General features: G+C 62.8%; 14 protein-coding genes. All 14 read left to right on the top strand.

Annotation, left to right across the window (positions count from 1 at the left end):
• Positions 1 to 23: 23 nt before the first annotated feature.
• The gene (gene nuoG, locus AAIH46_RS07365) at positions 24 to 2,105 is read left to right on the top strand and encodes an NADH-quinone oxidoreductase subunit NuoG (RefSeq protein ID WP_430305108.1); all 2,082 of its coding nucleotides are present in this window, start codon (positions 24 to 26) and stop codon (positions 2,103 to 2,105) included.
• A gap of 12 nt (positions 2,106 to 2,117) precedes the next feature.
• Entirely contained in the window at positions 2,118 to 3,161 is a 1,044-nt protein-coding gene (nuoH, locus tag AAIH46_RS07360; RefSeq protein WP_430305106.1) for an NADH-quinone oxidoreductase subunit NuoH, read from the top strand.
• A gap of 36 nt (positions 3,162 to 3,197) precedes the next feature.
• On the top strand, positions 3,198 to 3,689 hold the full coding sequence (gene nuoI / locus AAIH46_RS07355; protein ID WP_430305105.1) for an NADH-quinone oxidoreductase subunit NuoI: 492 nt from the start codon (positions 3,198 to 3,200) through the stop codon (positions 3,687 to 3,689).
• A 134-nt stretch (positions 3,690 to 3,823) separates the two neighbouring features.
• Positions 3,824 to 4,438: an NADH-quinone oxidoreductase subunit J gene (locus AAIH46_RS07350; RefSeq protein WP_430305104.1), complete on the top strand. Its 615-nt coding sequence runs from the start codon at positions 3,824 to 3,826 to the stop codon at positions 4,436 to 4,438.
• Between the two features lie 24 nt (positions 4,439 to 4,462).
• Positions 4,463 to 4,771 carry an NADH-quinone oxidoreductase subunit NuoK gene (gene nuoK, locus AAIH46_RS07345; RefSeq protein WP_430305102.1) on the top strand — a complete coding sequence of 103 codons (309 nt, stop codon included), beginning with the start codon at positions 4,463 to 4,465 and terminating at the stop codon, positions 4,769 to 4,771.
• A gap of 7 nt (positions 4,772 to 4,778) precedes the next feature.
• The gene (gene nuoL / locus AAIH46_RS07340) at positions 4,779 to 6,779 is read left to right on the top strand and encodes an NADH-quinone oxidoreductase subunit L (RefSeq protein WP_430305100.1); all 2,001 of its coding nucleotides are present in this window, start codon (positions 4,779 to 4,781) and stop codon (positions 6,777 to 6,779) included.
• Positions 6,779 to 8,290, top strand: a complete 1,512-nt coding sequence (locus AAIH46_RS07335; protein WP_430305099.1) for an NADH-quinone oxidoreductase subunit M — start codon at positions 6,779 to 6,781, stop codon at positions 8,288 to 8,290. The genes nuoL and AAIH46_RS07335 overlap by 1 nt, the downstream gene beginning before the upstream one ends.
• Before the next feature lie 17 nt (positions 8,291 to 8,307).
• The gene (nuoN, locus tag AAIH46_RS07330) at positions 8,308 to 9,750 is read left to right on the top strand and encodes an NADH-quinone oxidoreductase subunit NuoN (RefSeq protein WP_430305098.1); all 1,443 of its coding nucleotides are present in this window, start codon (positions 8,308 to 8,310) and stop codon (positions 9,748 to 9,750) included.
• A complete protein-coding gene (locus AAIH46_RS07325; protein ID WP_430305097.1) occupies positions 9,750 to 10,511 on the top strand; it encodes a biotin--[acetyl-CoA-carboxylase] ligase in 762 nt (253 codons plus the stop codon). Before nuoN ends, AAIH46_RS07325 begins: the two co-directional genes overlap by 1 nt.
• A gap of 18 nt (positions 10,512 to 10,529) precedes the next feature.
• Positions 10,530 to 12,197: a ribonuclease J gene (locus AAIH46_RS07320; RefSeq protein ID WP_430305096.1), complete on the top strand. Its 1,668-nt coding sequence runs from the start codon at positions 10,530 to 10,532 to the stop codon at positions 12,195 to 12,197.
• A 103-nt stretch (positions 12,198 to 12,300) separates the two neighbouring features.
• A complete protein-coding gene (mce, locus tag AAIH46_RS07315) occupies positions 12,301 to 12,705 on the top strand; it encodes a methylmalonyl-CoA epimerase (protein ID WP_430305094.1) in 405 nt (134 codons plus the stop codon).
• A gap of 156 nt (positions 12,706 to 12,861) precedes the next feature.
• Positions 12,862 to 13,137, top strand: a complete 276-nt coding sequence (locus AAIH46_RS07310) for a DUF1467 family protein (RefSeq protein ID WP_430305092.1) — start codon at positions 12,862 to 12,864, stop codon at positions 13,135 to 13,137.
• Between the two features lie 615 nt (positions 13,138 to 13,752).
• Positions 13,753 to 15,075, top strand: coding sequence for a proline--tRNA ligase (gene proS / locus AAIH46_RS07305; protein WP_430305091.1), 1,323 nt, complete (start codon positions 13,753 to 13,755; stop codon positions 15,073 to 15,075).
• Positions 15,076 to 15,117: 42 nt separating this feature from the next.
• Positions 15,118 to 16,425 (top strand): lipoprotein-releasing ABC transporter permease subunit, encoded by a 1,308-nt coding sequence (locus tag AAIH46_RS07300; RefSeq protein ID WP_430305090.1) that lies wholly within the window; start codon positions 15,118 to 15,120, stop codon positions 16,423 to 16,425.
• Positions 16,426 to 16,430: the final 5 nt, after the last annotated feature.

The following is a 16,430-nucleotide window of genomic DNA, read 5'->3' as shown; positions in this document are numbered from 1 at the left end:
CTGGAAACAGGACGTAAGTGACGATGGTAAAGCTCAAGGTTGACGGTAAAGAGATCGAGGTTCCGGATCACTTCACGCTGTTGCAGGCGTGTGAGGAAGCCGGCGCCGAAGTGCCGCGCTTCTGTTTCCATGAACGCCTCTCGGTGGCCGGAAACTGCCGCATGTGTCTGATCGAGGTGAAGGGTGGACCGCCGAAGCCGGCTGCCTCCTGCGCCATGGGTGTGCGCGACGTGCGCGGCGGCCCGAACGGCGAGCTGCCGGAAATCTTCACCAACACGCCGATGGTCAAGAAGGCCCGCGAAGGCGTGATGGAATTCCTGCTGATCAACCATCCGCTGGATTGCCCGATCTGCGACCAGGGCGGCGAGTGCGACCTGCAGGACCAGGCGATGGCCTTCGGCATGGACGCATCGCGCTACACCGAAAACAAGCGCGCCGTCGAAGACAAGTATATCGGCCCGCTGGTGAAGACGGTGATGAACCGCTGCATCCACTGCACGCGCTGCGTCCGCTTCACGACGGAAGTCGGCGGCATTTCCGAGCTCGGCCTGATCGGTCGCGGCGAGGATGCCGAGATCACCACCTATCTCGAACACGCCATGACATCCGAGCTGCAGGGCAACGTCATCGACCTCTGCCCGGTCGGTGCGCTCACCTCGCGTCCGTTCGCCTTCACCGCCCGTCCGTGGGAACTCGGCAAGACCGAATCGATCGACGTTATGGATGCCGTCGGCTCGGCGATCCGCGTCGATACCCGTGGCCGCGAAGTCATGCGCATCATGCCGCGCGTCAACGAGCAGGTGAACGAGGAGTGGATCTCCGACAAGACCCGTTTCATCTGGGACGGACTGAAGAGCCAGCGTCTCGACCGGCCTTACGTGCGCCGTGACGGCCGCCTGCAGCCGGCAACCTGGGCTGAAGCCTTCTCGGCCATCAAGACGGCCGTGGCCTCGACGACCTGCGCCCGCGTCGGCGCCATCGCCGGCGATCTCGCCTCCGTCGAAGAGATGTACGCGCTGAAGGAACTGCTCGGTTCGCTCGGCTCGGAAAACATGGACTGCCGCCAGGACGGTGCCAAGCTCGATCCTTCGCTCGGTCGCGCCAGCTACATCTTCAACCCGACCATCCAGGGTATCGAAGACGCCGACGCGCTGCTGCTCATCGGCGCCAACCCGCGCTTTGAAGCCTCGGTGCTCAACGCCCGCATCCGCAAGCGCTGGCGGCGCGGCAACTTCCCGATCGGCGTGATCGGCGAAGCCGGCGACCTGCGCTACCAGTACAGCTATCTCGGTGCTGGCCCGGACACGCTGAACGACCTGGTCGGCGGTTCGCACGCCTTCGTCGAAACGCTGCGCAATGCCAAGAACCCGATGATCATCGTCGGCTCCGGCGCGCTGACCCGCGATGACGGCGATAGCGTCATTGCTGCTGCGGCCTCGCTGGCGCAGACCGTCGGTGCCATCACCGAAGGCTGGAACGGCTTTGGCGTCCTGCACACCGCCGCATCGCGCGTCGGTGGTCTGGACCTCGGCTTCGTGCCGGGTCCGAACGGCGCCAACGCCGCCACCATGCTGCGCTCGATGGACGTGCTGTTCCTGCTCGGCGCCGACGAGATGGAGTTTGCCTCCAAGCACGCACGCTTCACCGTCTACATCGGCAGCCACGGCGATGCCGGGGCGCACCAGGCCGACGTCATCCTGCCAGGCGCCGCCTACACGGAAAAGTCGGGCACCTGGGTCAACCTAGAAGGCCGCGTCCAGATGGGCAACCGCGCCGGCTTCGCACCGGGCGAAGCCCGCGAGGAATGGGCGATCATCCGCGCGCTCTCCGACGTGCTCGGCAAGAAGCTGCCCTATGATTCGCTGTCGCAGCTGCGCCAGAGGCTCTATGCGGCTCATCCGCACTTCAAGGCGCTGGACGAAATCGCTCCCGGCAGCGCAGACCAGATTGCAACGCTCTCGAAAAAACCGGTGAGCTTGACCAAGTCCGTGTTTGCGTCGCCGATCAAAGACTTCTATCTGACGAACCCGATCGCACGTGCTTCGGCCGTGATGGCCGAGTGTTCGGCACTGGCCCGCAACAACTTCAAGGCTGCGGCAGAGTAAAGGCTCAGACACATGGACAGCTTCTTCTCGACCTATCTCTGGCCGGCGATCGTCATGATCGGACAGTCCCTGTTGCTGCTCGTCTGCCTGCTGGTCTTCATCGCCTACATCCTGCTCGCTGACCGCAAGATCTGGGCAGCCGTCCAGCTGCGCCGTGGCCCGAACGTCGTCGGTCCCTTCGGCCTGTTCCAGTCGTTCGCCGACCTTTTGAAGTTCGTCTTCAAGGAGCCGATCATCCCGGCCGGCGCCAACAAGGGCGTCTTCCTGCTGGCGCCGCTCGTCTCGGTTACCCTGGCGCTCGCCACCTGGGCGGTCATTCCGCTCAACCAGAACTGGGTGATTGCCAACATTAATGTCGGCATCCTCTACGTCTTCGCCATCTCGTCGCTGGAAGTCTACGGCGTCATCATGTCGGGCTGGGCGTCGAACTCGAAGTATCCGTTCCTCGGCGCGCTGCGCTCGGCGGCACAGATGGTCTCCTACGAAGTCTCGATCGGCTTCGTCATCGTAACCGTCCTGCTCTGCGTCGGATCGCTGAACCTCACGGACATCGTCAATGCCCAGACGACGGGTATCGGCACGGCCGTCGGCCTGCCGGCCTCCTTCCTCGACTGGCACTGGCTGGTGCTGTTCCCGATGTTCATCATCTTCTTCATTTCGGGTCTGGCCGAAACCAACCGTCCGCCCTTCGACCTTCCGGAAGCCGAATCGGAACTCGTCGCCGGTTACATGGTCGAGTACTCGTCCGCCCCGTACATGATGCTGATGCTTGGCGAATACGCCGCCATCCTGCTCATCTGCTCGCTGACGACCATCCTCTTCCTTGGCGGCTGGCTGCCCCCGGTCGACGTCTGGATCCTCAACTGGGTCCCGGGCATCATTTGGTTCATCCTGAAGGCCGGTTTCGTCTTCTTCATGTTCGCCATGGTGAAAGCCTTCGTTCCGCGCTACCGCTATGACCAACTCATGCGTCTCGGCTGGAAGGTGTTCCTGCCGCTGTCGCTCGCCATGGTCATCATCACTGCATTCGTCATCAAGCTGACGGCCGGCGCCTGATCTGGCGCCGCCGCGCGGCTTAACTGGAGAATAACAATGGCAAGTCTGGCACAATCGGTCAGTTCGCTGTTTTTGAAGGAGTTCGTTTCGGCGTTCTTCCTGTCGATGCGCTACTTCTTCAAGCAGAAGGCGACCATCAACTACCCGTTCGAGAAGGGCCCGGTCTCGCCGCGCTTCCGTGGAGAGCATGCGCTGCGCCGCTATCCGAACGGCGAGGAACGCTGCATTGCCTGCAAGCTGTGCGAGGCGATCTGTCCGGCCCAGGCCATCACCATCGAGGCCGGTCCGCGCCGCAATGACGGCACGCGCCGCACGGTGCGTTACGATATCGACATGGTGAAGTGCATCTATTGCGGCTTCTGCCAGGAAGCCTGCCCGGTGGATGCGATCGTCGAGGGTCCGAACTTCGAGTTCTCGACCGAGACTCGCGAGGAGCTGTACTTCGACAAGCAGCGGCTGCTCGACAACGGCGACCGGTGGGAACGCGAGATCGCGCGCAACATCGCGCAGGACTCGCCGTACCGTTGATGAATGGAACTGCCGGCGCCCGCCCGGGTGCCGGATCTCGGATCAAGTATATGCCTGGCCGGTGAACGACCGCCAGGTTTTGACGGTGAGGGGTTCTCGACAAACCTCGCCGGGGAAGACGAAAAGGCACCACCATGGGTTTGCAGGCTGTTTTCTTCTATTTGTTCGCCTTCGTCGCGGTGGCGTCGGCGTTCATGGTCATCTCGGCCAGGAACCCGGTGCATTCCGTGCTCTTCCTGATCCTGGTGTTCTTCAACGCTGCGGGCCTGTTCCTGCTGACCGGCGCCGAATTTCTGGCGATGATCCTGCTCGTCGTCTACATCGGCGCGGTGGCGGTCCTCTTCCTCTTCGTCGTCATGATGCTCGACATTGACTTCGGCCAGCTACGCTCGGGCTTCCTTCAATATGCGCCGGTCGGCGCGCTGGTGGGGTTGATTCTTGCGGCTGAACTGATCGTCGTCGTCGGCGGCGCAGTGCTGACGCCGGAAGCCGCCCAGTCGATCACCATGCCGATCCCGTCGCCTGCCGACCGCACCAACACCGCGGCACTCGGCGACGTGCTCTATACGAACTACGTCTACTTCTTCCAGGTGGCCGGCCTCGTGCTTCTCGTGGCGATGATCGGCGCGATCGTGCTGACGCTGCGTCACCGGGAGAACATCAAGCGCCAGGATATCTCCAAGCAGGTCGCCCGGACGCCGGCAACGGCCGTCGAAGTGGTCAAGGTCAAGCCGGGCCAGGGTCTCTGAGCGCGCGATCAAGGAACAGCGAAAATGGAAATCGGACTTTCTCACTACCTGACCGTCAGCGCCGTCCTCTTCACGCTCGGCATCTTCGGCATCTTTCTCAACCGCAAGAACGTCATCATCATCCTGATGTCGGTGGAGCTCATCCTGCTCTCGGTCAACCTCAACATGGTGGCGTTCTCGTCCTTCCTGAATGACATCGTCGGCCAGGTCTTCGCGCTGTTCATCCTCACCGTCGCGGCGGCGGAAGCGGCGATCGGTCTGGCAATTCTCGTGGTCTTCTACCGCAACCGCGGCTCCATCGCGGTCGAAGACATCAATATGATGAAGGGCTGATCAGGTCATGATCTACAAGGCTATCGTCTTTCTCCCCCTGATCGGCTTCCTGATCGCCGGCCTGTTCGGCCGTTCGATCGGCGCCAAGGCATCGGAATACATCACCACCGGCTTGATGATCATCGCCGCCGTGCTGTCCTGGATCGTCTTCTTCAACGTCGCGCTCGCTCACGGCGAGGGACATGAAGTGATCAAGGTGCCGGTGCTGCGCTGGATCCAGTCCGGCGGCCTCGACTTCGAGTGGGCCTTCCGCATCGATACGCTGACGGCGGTGATGTTCGTCGTCGTCAACTCGGTGTCGACGCTCGTCCATCTCTACTCGATCGGCTACATGCACCACGATCCGCATCGGCCGCGCTTCTTCGCCTACCTGTCGCTGTTCACCTTCGCCATGCTGATGCTGGTGACCTCCGACAACCTGGCGCAGATGTTCTTCGGCTGGGAAGGCGTCGGTCTCGCGTCCTACCTGCTGATCGGCTTCTGGTTCAAGAAGCCGTCGGCCTCGGCTGCCGCGATGAAGGCCTTCATCGTCAACCGCGTCGGCGACTTCGGCTTCGTGCTCGGCATCTCCGGTGTCTTCGTGCTGTTCGGCTCGATCAACTTCGAGACCATCTTTGCCACCGCGCCGACCTATCTGCCGGCCGAAGGTGCAGCCGATGCCGGCCAGGCCGTCATCAACCTGTTCGGCATGCAGCTCGACAAGGCGCATGCGCTGACCGGCGTCTGCCTGCTGCTGTTCATGGGTGCCATGGGCAAGTCGGCGCAGTTCCTGCTGCACACCTGGCTTCCGGACGCCATGGAAGGCCCGACCCCGGTCTCGGCTCTCATCCATGCCGCAACCATGGTCACCGCCGGCGTCTTCCTCGTCGCCCGGATGTCGCCGATCTTCGAACTGTCGCCGGATGCGCTGACGGTCGTCACCATCATCGGTGCGATCACCGCCTTCTTCGCCGCGACCGTCGGCCTGGTGCAGAACGACATCAAGCGCGTCATCGCCTATTCGACCTGTTCGCAGCTCGGCTACATGTTCGTGGCGCTCGGCGTCGGTGCCTATGGTGCTGCCGTGTTCCACCTGTTCACCCACGCCTTCTTCAAGGCGCTGCTGTTCTTGGGCGCCGGCTCGGTGATTCACGCCGTCGATGGCGAACAGGACATGCGCTACATGGGCGGCCTCAGGAAGCACATCCCGTACACGTTCTGGGCGATGACCATCGGCACGCTGGCGCTGACCGGCGTCGGCATCCCCGGCACGATGTTCGGCTTTGCCGGCTTCTTCTCCAAGGACGTCATCATTGAGTCGGCCTTCGCCTCGCATTCGGCGGTCGGCAGCTTCGCCTTCACGCTGCTGGTCATCGCGGCGCTGTTCACCAGCTTCTACTCATGGCGCCTGGCGTTTCTCACCTTCTTCGGCAAGCCGCGCGCCTCGTCGGACGTCATGCACCACGTGCATGAATCGCCGCTGGTCATGCTGCTGCCGCTCGCTTTCCTCGCGCTCGGTGCAGTGTTTGCCGGCGTCGTCTTCGAGGGCCACTTCTTCGGCCACGAGTACAACGAGTTCTGGAAGGGTGCGCTGTTCACGCTGCCGGAAAACGAGATCCTGGAGGAGTTCCACCACGTCCCGCTGTGGGTCAAGTGGAGCCCGTTCATCGCCATGGCGCTCGGTTTCGTTACTGCCTGGTACATGTACATCAAGTCGCCCTCGACACCGAAGCGGCTGGCCGATAGCCACCGGGTGCTCTACCAGTTCCTCTTGAACAAGTGGTACTTCGACGAGCTCTACGACTTCCTGTTCGTCCGCTCCGCCAAGGCACTTGGCCGCTTCCTCTGGAAAAAGGGTGACGTCGCCGTCATCGATGCCTACGGCCCGAACGGCATTGCCGCGCGCGTCGCAGACATCACCCGCGGTGTCGTGCGCCTGCAGTCCGGCTACCTTTATCACTATGCGTTCGCGATGCTGATCGGCATCGCCGCCCTCGTCACCTGGATGATGCTCGGGAGTTCCTTCTGATGACCGATTGGCCCATTCTTTCCACGGTCACCTTCCTGCCGCTGGTCGGTGTTGTGCTCCTCCTGCTGACGCGTGAGGACGGCCCCTTCGGCCGCCGCAACATCCTCAACGTCTCGCTGCTGACGACCGTCTTCACCTTCATCGTCTCGCTGTTCGTCTGGATCGGGTTCGACAATTCAAACCCGGGCTTCCAGATGGTCGAGAAGCACAGCTGGCTCGGCACCGGGATCTCCTATCATCTCGGCGTCGACGGCATCTCGATGCTGTTCGTCATCCTCACCACCTTCCTCATGCCGTTCTGCGTGCTGGCAAGCTGGGAGTCCGTCCAGAAGCGCCTGAAGGAATACATGATCGCCTTCCTGCTTCTGGAAGTGGTCATGACCGGCGTCTTCGTGTCGCTCGACATCGTTCTCTTCTACGTGTTCTTCGAGGCGACGCTGATCCCGATGTTCATCATCATCGGCGTCTGGGGCGGCAAGGATCGCGTCTACGCATCCTACAAGTTCTTCCTCTACACGCTGCTCGGCTCGGTTCTGACGATGCTCGCCATCATGGCGATGTACTGGCAGGCCGGCACGACCGACATGGTCGAGCTCTTGAAGTTCGGCTTCCCGGCCGGCATGCAGACATGGCTGTGGCTGGCCTGCTTTGCCGCCTTCGCCGTCAAGATGCCGATGTGGCCGGTGCATACCTGGCTGCCTGATGCCCACGTTCAGGCACCGACCGCAGGCTCGGTGATCCTGGCAGGCGTCATGCTGAAGCTCGGCGGCTACGGTTTCATCCGCTTCTCGCTCGCCATGTTCCCGCTGGCATCGGACTACTTCGCGCCGTTCGTCTTCACGCTGTCCGTGCTCGCCATCATCTACACCTCGCTGGTGGCGATGATGCAGGAGGACATCAAGAAGCTGATCGCCTACTCCTCGGTCGCCCACATGGGCTACGTGACGATGGGTATCTTTGCCGCGAACCAGCAGGGCGTGCAGGGTGCGATCTTCCAGATGCTGTCGCACGGCATCGTGTCGGGCGCGCTGTTCCTCTGCGTCGGCGTCATCTACGATCGCCTGCACACCCGCGAGATCGCTGCCTATGGCGGCCTCGTCAACAACATGCCGAAATATGCCGTTGCGTTCATGGTCTTCACCATGGCCAATGTCGGCCTGCCGGGCACCTCCGGCTTCGTCGGCGAGTTCCTGACGATCATCGGTATCTTCCGCGTCAACACCTGGGTGGCACTGTTTGCCGCCACCGGCGTCATCCTCTCGGCCTCCTATGCGCTGTGGCTCTACCGCCGCGTTCTCTTCGGTGCGCTCGAGAAGGAAAGCCTCAAGGGTCTGCTCGACCTCACGACCCGCGAGAAGATCATTCTCTACCCTCTGGTTGTGCTGACGATCTTCTTCGGCGTCTATCCGGCTCCGGTCTTCGATGCGACCGCCGCCTCGGTTGACCTGCTGATCAACAACTACTCCGCTGCCCTGCAGGCTGCGCAGAAACTTGCACTCGTAGTGCACTGAACGGGACACGACTGGACATGACTGCTGAAATCCTCCTCGCGAGCCTGCAGATCTCGACGCCCGAGCTGATCCTTGCGATCGGTGCGCTGGCGCTCCTGATGATCGGCGTCTTCTCGGGTGACCGGTCGGCTCCGACGGTCACCGGTCTGGCCGTGGCGATCATGATCGCCGCCGGTCTCTGGCTCGTTCTCGTTCCGACCGCAGGCGAAGCCTGGGGCGGCGCCTTCATCCTCGATCCGTTCTCGCGCTTCATGAAGGTGATCGCGCTGATCGGCTCGATCACCGCTCTGGTGATGACGGTCGGCAATGCCCGCTCCGAGCAGCTCGATCGTTTCGAGTTCCCGGTTCTGCTGGTGCTGGCAACCCTCGGCATGATGCTGCTGATCTCGGCCAACGACCTGATCGCCCTTTACCTCGGCCTCGAGCTGATGTCGCTGGCGCTCTACGTCGTCGCCGCCATCAACCGCGACAGCCTGCGTTCGACCGAAGCCGGCCTGAAATACTTCGTGCTCGGCGCCCTGTCGTCGGGCATGCTGCTCTACGGCATGTCGCTGGTCTACGGCTTCACCGGCAACACCGGCCTCGACAACATTGCAGCCGTGCTGACGGCGGAAACCCGCTCGCTTGGTGTCGTTTTCGGCCTGGTCTTCATCCTCGCCGGCCTGGCGTTCAAGATCTCGGCGGTTCCGTTCCACATGTGGACGCCGGACGTCTACGAAGGCGCGCCGACCCCGGTCACCGCCTTCTTCGCCGCCGGTCCCAAGGTTGCCGCCATGGCCATCTTCGTCCGTGTCGTGACTGAAGCCTTCATGCCGGTATTTGCCGATTGGCAGCAGGTCGTCGTGTTCATCGCCATCGCCTCGATGCTGCTGGGATCGTTCGCGGCCATCGGCCAGAAGAACATCAAGCGCCTGATGGCCTATTCGTCGATCGGTCACATGGGCTACGCGCTGGTCGGTCTTGCCGCCGGATCGGAAACCGGTGTCTCCGGTGTCGCGCTCTACATGCTGATCTACATGGTCATGACGCTCGGCACCTTCGCCTGCATCATGTCGATGCGCCGCAAGGACGGCACCTCGGTGGAGAACGTCGAGGATCTCGCCGGGCTCGCATCGACCAAGCCGTTCATGGCGCTGGTGATGACGGCGCTGATGTTCTCGCTGGCCGGCATCCCGCCGCTCGCAGGCTTCTTCGCCAAGTACTTCGTGTTCGTCGCGGCGATCGAAGCCAAGCTCTATGCGCTGGCGATCATCGGCGTGCTGTCCTCCGTCGTCGGTGCCTACTACTACCTGCGCGTCATCAAGCTGATGTGGTTCGATGAAGCTCGCGGTGAGTTCGGCCGCACCTCCGGCGAACTGCGGCTGGTGTTCGGCGCGTCCGGCCTGTTCGTCACGGCCTATGTGCTGCTCGGCGGTCCGCTCGGCACCGCTGCAACGGCAGCGGCGAAGGCCTTCTTCTGATGCGACTGGGGCGAGGGGGGCGCTACTCCCTCGATGCCTTCCGCCACGAGGCGCTGGGCGAGGTGACCTCCACCAACACGGAATGCCTGGCGCGCGTCAGGCAGGGTGACCCGGGCAATCTCTGGGTCACCGGCGACCGCCAGACGGCCGGCCGTGGCCGGCGAGGCCGCGCCTGGACCTCGGAGCCGGGCAATCTCTACGCTTCCCTTCTGTTGATCGATCCGGCTCCGGCCGAGCTTCTGGGCTCGCTGCCTCTCGCGGTGTCGCTTGCCGTTCACGGCGCGATCCGTTCGTTCCTGCCGCCGGCTGCCGAGCCGCTGGAGATCAAGTGGCCGAACGACGTGCTGATCGGCCGCAAGAAGACCTGCGGCATCCTGCTGGAATCGGAGGGTTTGCCGGACCTCAGCCGGGCAGTGGTGATCGGCATCGGCATCAACATCCGCCATCGTCCGGACGATGCGCCCTACGGGGTCACCTCGCTCGAGGAGCAGGGCTGCAACATCTCGGCGCATGAATTGTTCTCCCATCTTTACCGGGAGATGGCCGAGATCCTTGATCTTTGGGACGAGGGCCGTGCGGTGGCCGAGATCACCCGCCGCTGGCGCCAGGTCGCCTGCGGGATCGGCCAGCCGATCCGCGTCAATCTACCCGATCGCTCGATCGACGGCCGATTTGCCGGTATCGATGATCGGGGACTTCTGCTACTCGATACCGGACACGGCACGCAAGCGATCGCCGCCGGCGATGTCTTCTATCTTTGAAAGTGAAATGAGTACGTGATGGCCAAACAGGACGAACTGGTATTTCTGCCGCTGGGTGGAGTGGGTGAGATCGGCATGAATCTCGCTCTCTACGGCTATGGCCCGGCTGCAGAGCGCCAGTGGATCATGGTCGATTGCGGCGTGACCTTCCCGGGACCGGATCTGCCGGGCGCCGATCTGGTGCTGCCGGATATCCGCTTTCTCGCCAAGCAGCGGGACCGGTTGAAGGGCATCATCATCACCCATGCCCACGAGGATCACTACGGTGCGCTGAACGACCTGTGGCCGGGTCTGAACGTGCCGGTCTATGCCTCGCCCTTCACCGCCGGCATGCTGGAAGCCAAGCGCGCATACGAAGGCAGCCGTGCACAGATCCCGATCACCATCTTCAAGGCCGGCGACCGCATCAATGTCGGTCCGTTCGAGATCGAGGCAGTCGGCGTCAACCACTCGATCCCCGAGCCGATGTCGCTGGTCATCCGCACGCCGCTCGGCAATGTCGTCCATACCGGTGACTGGAAGATCGATGCCGATCCGTCGCTCGGACCGCTGACCGATGAGCAGCGCTTCCGCGCCGTCGGTGAGGAAGGCGTGCTGGCAATGATGTGCGACAGCACCAACGCCATGCGTGACGGCGTCTCGCCCTCGGAGCAGGAAGTCTCGGAAGGCTTGCGCAAGATCATCAGTCAGGCCGAAGGCCGCGTCGCGGTCACCACCTTCTCGTCGAATGTCGGGCGCATCCGCTCGATCGCCAAGGCGGCGGAAGCGGCCGGTCGCGAAGTCCTGCTGCTCGGCTCGTCGCTGAAGCGCGTCGTCAACGTTGCCCGCGATCTCGGTATCATGGAGGGCGTGCAGCCGTTCATCGCAGAGGACGAATATGGTTACATCCCGCGCGACAAGGTCGTCGTCATCCTCACCGGTAGCCAGGGCGAATCGCGCGCAGCGCTTGCCAAGCTGTCGCGCGACGAAATGCGCCACGTTGCTCTGACCGCCGGCGATACGGTGGTCTTCTCCTCGCGCGCCATTCCCGGCAACGAGAAGGGCATCCTCGAGATCATGAACGGCCTCATCGAGCAGGGCGTCAAGATCGTCACCGATGCGCAGGCGCTGGTGCACGTTTCCGGCCATCCGCGCCGCAACGAGCTGCTGCAGATGTATGAGTGGGTGCGTCCCCAGGTGCTGGTTCCGGTGCATGGCGAGGCGGCCCATCTGATGGCGCAGGCCGAGCTTGCCCGCGGCGCCGGCATCCAGACCGTACCGAAGGTCCGCAACGGCAACATCCTGCGTCTGGCGCCGGGTGACGTCCAGGTCATCGGCGATGCGCCGCACGGCCGCATCTTCAAGGATGGCAGGCTGATCGGCGATCTCGACGAGATGGGCATCTCCGATCGTCGCAAGCTTGCTTTCGTCGGGCATGTGGCGGTCAGCATCCTCCTCGACAGCCGCTATGATTTCCTCGCCGACCCGGACGTCGTGCCATTTGGCCTGCCGGACTATGACGACGAGGGTGAAGACATGGCCGACACACTCTATGATGCAGTATTGGGGGCGGTCGAAAGCATCCCGCGGGGTCGCCGCAAGGATCTCGGCGCGCTGCAGGAATCGGTTCGTCGCGCCGTCCGGTCCACGGCCAACGCCACCTGGGGCAAGAAGCCGATCGTCACGGTGTTCGTCAGCAAGGTGTGATGAGGCAGAGTTGAGGACGGATCCCGAAGTTTCGGATCTGTCCTTTTTCGCCGATATCCTCTGCCGGCACCGGGCAGCTTTCGTGTCGAGGGAGGAGACAGGCATGCTCGGACGCATCAACCACGTCGCCATCGCCGTACCGGATCTCGGCGCGGCCACCACTGCCTATCGGGACACGCTCGGCGCGCGCGTGTCGCAGGCGCAGGCCCTGCCGGAGCACGGCGTGACTGTCGTTTTCGTCGAACTGCAAAACGCCAAGGTCGAGCTGCTCTCGCCCCTCGGCGATGCGTCTCCCATCGCCGCCTTCCTGGACAAAAACCCGTCCGGCGGCATGCATCACATCTGCTACGAGGTCGAGGATATCCTGGCCGCCCGTGACCAGTTGAAGAATGCCGGCGCGCGCGTGCTGGGCGATGGCGAGCCGAAGATCGGCGCGCACGGCAAGCCTGTCCTGTTCCTGCACCCCAAGGACTTCTTCGGCACGCTGATCGAGCTTGAGCAGGTTTGACGCCAAATGCTGTGGCCTCGAAACGTCGGCAACGTTGCGGGAGTGTCTGCCAGCGCTGTGGCTTGACGGCAGCATAGGCGGCGTCCAAGTGTCGCATATGGTGGCGCGGGCGCGGAAGCAGCGCTAGAGTGGCGCGGTCATCAGGGAGATCTTCCGTTGCAGTTTCTGTCGGGCTTTGCCGTCTACTTCGTCATCTGGTGGATCACGCTGTTTGCCATCCTGCCGATCGGCCTGCGCACGCAGGATGACGAGGACGAGGTCCTGCTCGGAACGGTAGCGAGCGCTCCGGCACGGTTCCGCGGCCTGCGCGTCGTCCTGTTGACGACGCTTGCCTCGGCAGTGATCTTCGGCGTCTGGCACGCAGCGTCGAGCTGGTACGGCTTCAGCCTTAGCAACCTGCCACGCATCGTTCCTGATTTCGGCCGGACCTGACCGCACGCACGGGGAGGCGGACATCCAACCTGCGGCGGGAAGATCTTGTGAAGCCGGGAGGCACGACGTGACGCCGAAGACGGCGCGCACGGACCATCATCGCGGCGCCATTCCGCGCCTGGGAGGCCTGAAAAATCTGATTGAGTGACGGGTTTGTGGGGAAGTCCAAAAAAAAACAAGGCATTGAAGCCTTGTTTCAAGTGTCGCGTGATCCTTAACCGTTGCCGGGGCTGCGAGTGAACGCGCCTTAGATCTGATCCTCCCAAGACTTGAACGCGAATGGCAGAAATTTGTTCTTCCTGCCTCTTTTGTGGGCCAAACCTAGCCCAGACTTTGGGCTTTGTCACCTTAAATTTTGGCAGTTTTGCTACACTGCGCAAAAATTTTCCTGAGCGGCCTTCGAAACTGTCATCTGTCATATGGATGGCGCATTTGTGGTGTCCGTCCTCCTGCCGGTTCGCCCGAAGTGATCGGTCGCCCCTTTAGCGACAGGTTCATCGGCTCGCCGCTGCGGGTTCCCATGCGCTTCCGAAACGGCTATGTACCCACGCATATCAGCCATTCGGATGCCGATTCCCAGACCGGGTGAAACGGCTCTCAAACACGGAAAACGCGATGCGTCTGTCCCGCTATTTCATGCCGATCCTGAAGGAGAATCCCAAGGAAGCGGAAATCGTCTCCCACCGTCTGATGCTGCGCGCCGGCATGATCCGGCAGCAGAGCCAGGGGATCTATTCCTGGCTGCCGCTCGGCAAGCGCGTGCTCGACAAGGTGAACGCCATCGTCCGTGAGGAGCAGAACCGCGCCGGAGCCGTCGAGCTTCTGATGCCGACGCTGCAGTCGGCCGAGCTATGGCAGGAAAGCGGTCGCTACGAGGCCTACGGCAAGGAAATGCTGCGCATCAAGGACCGCCAGGAGCGGCCGATGCTGTATGGTCCGACCAACGAGGAGATGATCACCGACATCTTCCGGTCGTCGGTGAAGTCCTACAAGAACCTGCCGCTCAATCTCTACCACATCCAGCTGAAGTTCCGCGACGAGATCCGTCCGCGCTTCGGCACCATGCGCTCGCGCGAATTCCTGATGAAGGATGCCTATTCCTTCGACCTGACGAAGGAAGGCGCCATCCATTCCTACAACAAGATGTTCGTCGCCTACCTGCGCACCTTCGCGCGGCTGGGCGTGCGGGCGATCCCGATGCGCGCCGATACGGGCCCGATCGGCGGCAATCACAGCCACGAATTCATCATCCTCGCTGACACGGGCGAATCGGAAGTGTTTTCGCACAGGAGCTTCATCGAGTTCGACATCCCCGGCGAAGACACGGATTTCGATGACGTTGCCGGCCTGCAGGCGGTCTTCGACAAGTGGACGTCGGTCTACGCCGCCACCTCCGAGATGCACGACGAAGCCGCGTTCGACGCCATTCCGTCGGCCGATCGCCTCTCGGCGCGCGGCATCGAGGTTGGCCACATCTTCTACTTCGGCACCAAATATTCCGAGCCGATGGGCGCCAAGGTACAGGGACCTGACGGCAAGGAGCACCTTGTCCACATGGGATCCTACGGCATCGGCCCGACGCGCCTTGTTCCCGCCATCATCGAAGCCTCGCATGACGAGAACGGAATCATCTGGCCGGCCTCGGTTGCTCCCTTCGATGCGATGGTCATCACCATGAAGGCCGGCGACGAAGCCTGCGACCGGGTCTGCGACAGCCTCTATGCCGGTCTCGTCAAGGCAGGCATGGACGTCCTCTACGACGACACTGACGATCGTGCCGGCACCAAGTTCGCCACCGCCGACCTGATTGGCGTGCCGGTGCAGCTGATCGTCGGTCCGCGCTCGGCAGCGACGGGCGAGGTCGAGGTCAAGGATCGCAAGACCGGCGCCCGCGAGACGATGACCGTCGAAGCGGCATTGAACCGTCTGACCGCCTGACCCGCGAAGACGGTTGGGCGAGGCGTAAGCACAGGAGACGAGATGGCCAAGAGCGTGACGGAAACGGCAGACCAGACACCCGGCACGGTTCCAGCCGCCGGTGCCTTCTCGGCGTTCGAACGCATGGTCGCCTGGCGCTACCTGCGCTCGCGCCGCAAGGAGACCTTCATCTCCGTCATCGCCGGCTTCTCGTTTGTCGGCATCATGCTCGGCGTCGCCACACTCATCATCGTCATGGCGGTGATGAATGGTTTCCGCACCGAGCTGATCTCGCGCATCCTCGGCATCAACGGCCACATGATCGTCCAGCCGGTCGACCAACCGCTGACCGATTACGCACAGCTTGCCCAGAAGTTCTCGGCCGTGCCCGGCGTCACCATGGCGCTGCCGCTGGTCGAGGGCCAGACGCTCGCTTCGGGCAAGCAGGGTGCCGGATCCGGCGCCCTGGTGCGCGGCATCCGCACCGAGGACATCGAGAAGCTGAAGGAAGTCTCCGGCAACATCCGCTCCGGCGATCTGACCGGCTTTGCAACCGGCGACGGCGTGCTGGTCGGGTCGAGGCTTGCAGCCTCCCTCGGCATCGGCGCCGGCGATCAGATCACGCTCGTCTCGCCGGAAGGCGACGTCACTCCGATGGGCGTCACACCGCGGGTGAAATCCTACCGCGTGTCGGGCGTCTTCGAGATCGGCATGTCGGAATACGACGCATCGATCATCTACATGCCGCTCGCCGAATCGCAGATCTACTTCAACGCCGATGGCCTCGTGCAGTCGATCGAACTGTTCCTCTCCGATCCGGATGCGATCGACGAGATGCGGCCGAAGATCGAGGAAGCCGCCGGCCGGCAGATCTTCATCAGCGACTGGCGCCAGCGCAACCAGACCTTCTTCTCCGCCTTGCAGGTGGAGCGCAACGTGATGTTCATGATCCTGACGCTGATCGTGCTCGTCGCAGCACTCAACATCATCTCCGGCCTCATCATGCTGGTAAAGGACAAGGGCAGCGACATCGCCATCCTGCGCACCATGGGCGCCTCGTCGCGCGCCATCATGCGGATCTTCTTCATGACCGGGGCGGCGATCGGCATCGTTGGCACCGTCGCCGGCGTTCTGCTCGGCGTCGTCGTCTGCCTCAACATCGAATCCATCCGGCAGTTCTTCTCCTGGGTTTCGGGCACCATCCTGTTCGATCCGGAACTTTACTTCCTCAGCCAGCTGCCGGCCGAGATGAGCGTCGGCGAAACGGTATCGGTGGTGCTGATGGCGCTGACCCTCTCATTCATTGCGACCATTTTCCCCGCCTGGCGGGCCTCCCGGCTCGATCCGGTGCAGGCGCTGCGTTACGAATAGGATCC

Source organism: Rhizobium sp. 0TCS1.26 (genome assembly GCF_050455525.1).
GTDB lineage: Bacteria > Pseudomonadota > Alphaproteobacteria > Rhizobiales > Rhizobiaceae > Neorhizobium.
This window is presented reverse-complemented; position numbering and strand designations above follow the sequence as displayed.